This window comes from Alkalihalophilus marmarensis DSM 21297 (assembly GCF_000474275.2).
GTDB lineage: Bacteria > Bacillota > Bacilli > Bacillales > Bacillaceae_D > Alkalihalophilus > Alkalihalophilus marmarensis.
Genome location: NZ_ATAE01000066.1, coordinates 1 through 2979 on the forward strand (window position 1 = coordinate 1; position 2979 = coordinate 2979).

At 52.2% G+C, this 2979-nt stretch carries 1 rRNA gene; it reads right to left on the minus strand.

What is annotated here, in order from left to right:
- Positions 1–2894 (minus strand): 23S ribosomal RNA (locus A33I_RS18745); the annotation flags it as partial.
- Between the last annotated feature and the right edge of the window lie 85 nt (positions 2895–2979).

The following is a 2979-nucleotide window of genomic DNA, read 5'->3' on the forward strand; positions in this document are numbered from 1 at the left end:
CCATGCTTCCACACCAGACCTATCAACCTCATCATCTCTAAGGGGTCTTACTGGATTAACTCCATGGGAAATCTCATCTTGAGGGGGGCTTCATGCTTAGATGCTTTCAGCACTTATCCCGTCCACACGTAGCTACCCAGCGATGCTCCTGGCGGAACAACTGGTACACCAGCGGTGTGTCCATCCCGGTCCTCTCGTACTAAGGACAGCTCCTCTCAAATTTCCTACGCCCGCGACGGATAGGGACCGAACTGTCTCACGACGTTCTGAACCCAGCTCGCGTACCGCTTTAATGGGCGAACAGCCCAACCCTTGGGACCTACTTCAGCCCCAGGATGCGATGAGCCGACATCGAGGTGCCAAACCTCCCCGTCGATGTGGACTCTTGGGGGAGATAAGCCTGTTATCCCCAGGGTAGCTTTTATCCGTTGAGCGATGGCCCTTCCATGCGGAACCACCGGATCACTAAGCCCGACTTTCGTCCCTGCTCGACTTGTAGGTCTCGCAGTCAAGCTCCCTTTTGCCTTTGCACTCTACGAATGATTTCCAACCATTCTGAGGGAACCTTTGGGCGCCTCCGTTACTGTTTAGGAGGCGACCGCCCCAGTCAAACTGCCCACCTGACACTGTCCCTGAACCGGATCACGGCTCGAGGTTAGAATGTCAGCACAGTCAGGGTAGTATCCCACCGACGCCTCCATCGAAGCTGGCGCTCCGACTTCCAAGGCTCCTACCTATCCTGTACAAACTGTACCAACATCCAATATCAAGCTACAGTAAAGCTCCATGGGGTCTTTCCGTCCTGTCGCGGGTAACCTGCATCTTCACAGGTACTATAATTTCACCGGGTCTCTCGTTGAGACAGTATCCAAGTCGTTACACCATTCGTGCGGGTCGGAACTTACCCGACAAGGAATTTCGCTACCTTAGGACCGTTATAGTTACGGCCGCCGTTTACTGGGGCTTCAATTCAGAGCTTCTCCCGTAAGGGATAACCCCTCCTCTTAACCTTCCAGCACCGGGCAGGTGTCAGCCCCTATACTTCGCCTTGCGGCTTCGCAGAGACCTGTGTTTTTGCTAAACAGTCGCTTGGATCTTTTCACTGCGGCTCTCTCGGGCATACACCCTACCAGAGCACCCCTTCTCCCGAAGTTACGGGGTCATTTTGCCGAGTTCCTTAACGAGAGTTCTCCCGAGCGTCTTAGAATTCTCTTCTCGCCTACCTGTGTCGGTTTGCGGTACGGGCACCTCTCACCTCGCTAGAGGCTTTTCTTGGCAGTGGAGGATCAGGAACTTCGGTACTAAATTTCCCTCGCCATCACAACTCAGCCTTCACGAGAAGCGGATTTGCCTACTTCTCAGCCTAATTGCTTGGACGCACATATCCATCAGTGCGCTTACCCTACCTTACTGCGTCCCCCCATTACTCAAACGGTGAGGAGGTGGTACAGGAATTTCAACCTGTTGTCCATCGCCTACGCTTTTCAGCCTCGGCTTAGGTCCCGACTTACCCTGAGCGGACGAGCCTTCCTCAGGAAACCTTGGGCTTTCGACGGAGGGGATTCTCACCCCTCTTTTCGCTACTCATACCGGCATTCTCACTTCTAAGCGCTCCACCAGTCCTCACGATCTGACTTCGCTGCACTTAGAACGCTCCCCTACCACTGACACCTAAGGTGTCAATCCATAGCTTCGGTGATACGTTTAGCCCCGGTACATTTTCGGCGCAGAGTCACTCGACCAGTGAGCTATTACGCACTCTTTAAATGGTGGCTGCTTCTAAGCCAACATCCTGGTTGTCTGGGCAACTCCACATCCTTTTCCACTTAACGTATACTTTGGGACCTTAGCTGATGGTCTGGGCTGTTTCCCTCTTGACTACGGATCTTAGCACTCGCAGTCTGACTCCCGAGTAAAAGTTTTTGGCATTCGGAGTTTGACTGAATTCGGTAATCCTGTGGGGACCCCTAGTCCAATCAGTGCTCTACCTCCAAAACTCTCAACCTCGAGGCTAGCCCTAAAGCTATTTCGGGGAGAACCAGCTATTTCCGAGTTCGATTGGCATTTCACCCCTACCCACACCTCATCCCCGCATTTTTCAACATGCGTGGGTTCGGGCCTCCATTCAGTGTTACCTGAACTTCACCCTGGACATGGGTAGATCACACGGTTTCGGGTCTACGACGGCGTACTCATTCGCCCTATTCAGACTCGCTTTCGCTACGGCTCCGCCTTATCAGCTTAACCTTGCACGACATCGTAACTCGCCGGTTCATTCTACAAAAGGCACGCTGTCACCCATTAACGGGCTCCAACTAGTTGTAGGCACACGGTTTCAGGATCTGTTTCACTCCCCTTCCGGGGTGCTTTTCACCTTTCCCTCACGGTACTGGTTCACTATCGGTCACTAGGGAGTATTTAGCCTTGGGAGATGGTCCTCCCGGATTCCGACGGGGTTTCACGTGTCCCGCCGTACTCAGGATCCACTCAGGAGGAAATAGAATTTCGACTACAGGGCTGTTACCTTGTGTCGCGGACCTTTCCAGATCGCTTCGCCTATCCTATTTCTTTGTAACTCCGTATAGAGTGTCCTACAACCCCAAGAGGCAAGCCTCTTGGTTTGGGCTGATACCGTTTCGCTCGCCGCTACTCAGGTAATCGCATTTGCTTTCTCTTCCTCTGGGTACTTAGATGTTTCAGTTCCCCAGGTCTGCCTCCTCATACCCTATGTATTCAGGTATGGGTACTATTCCATTACGAATAGTGGGTTCCCCCATTCGGATATCCTCGGATCAAAGCTCACTTACAGCTCCCCGAGGCGTTTCGCCGTTCGTCGCGTCCTTCTTCGGCTCCTAGTGCCAAGGCATTCACCGTGCGCCCTTTCTAACTTAACCAAAATTTAAAAAAGGTTGTTGAATTCTTGACATGCTCGTTCAATCTTCTCTATTAAAAGATACCGATGAACAAATATGTTTACAT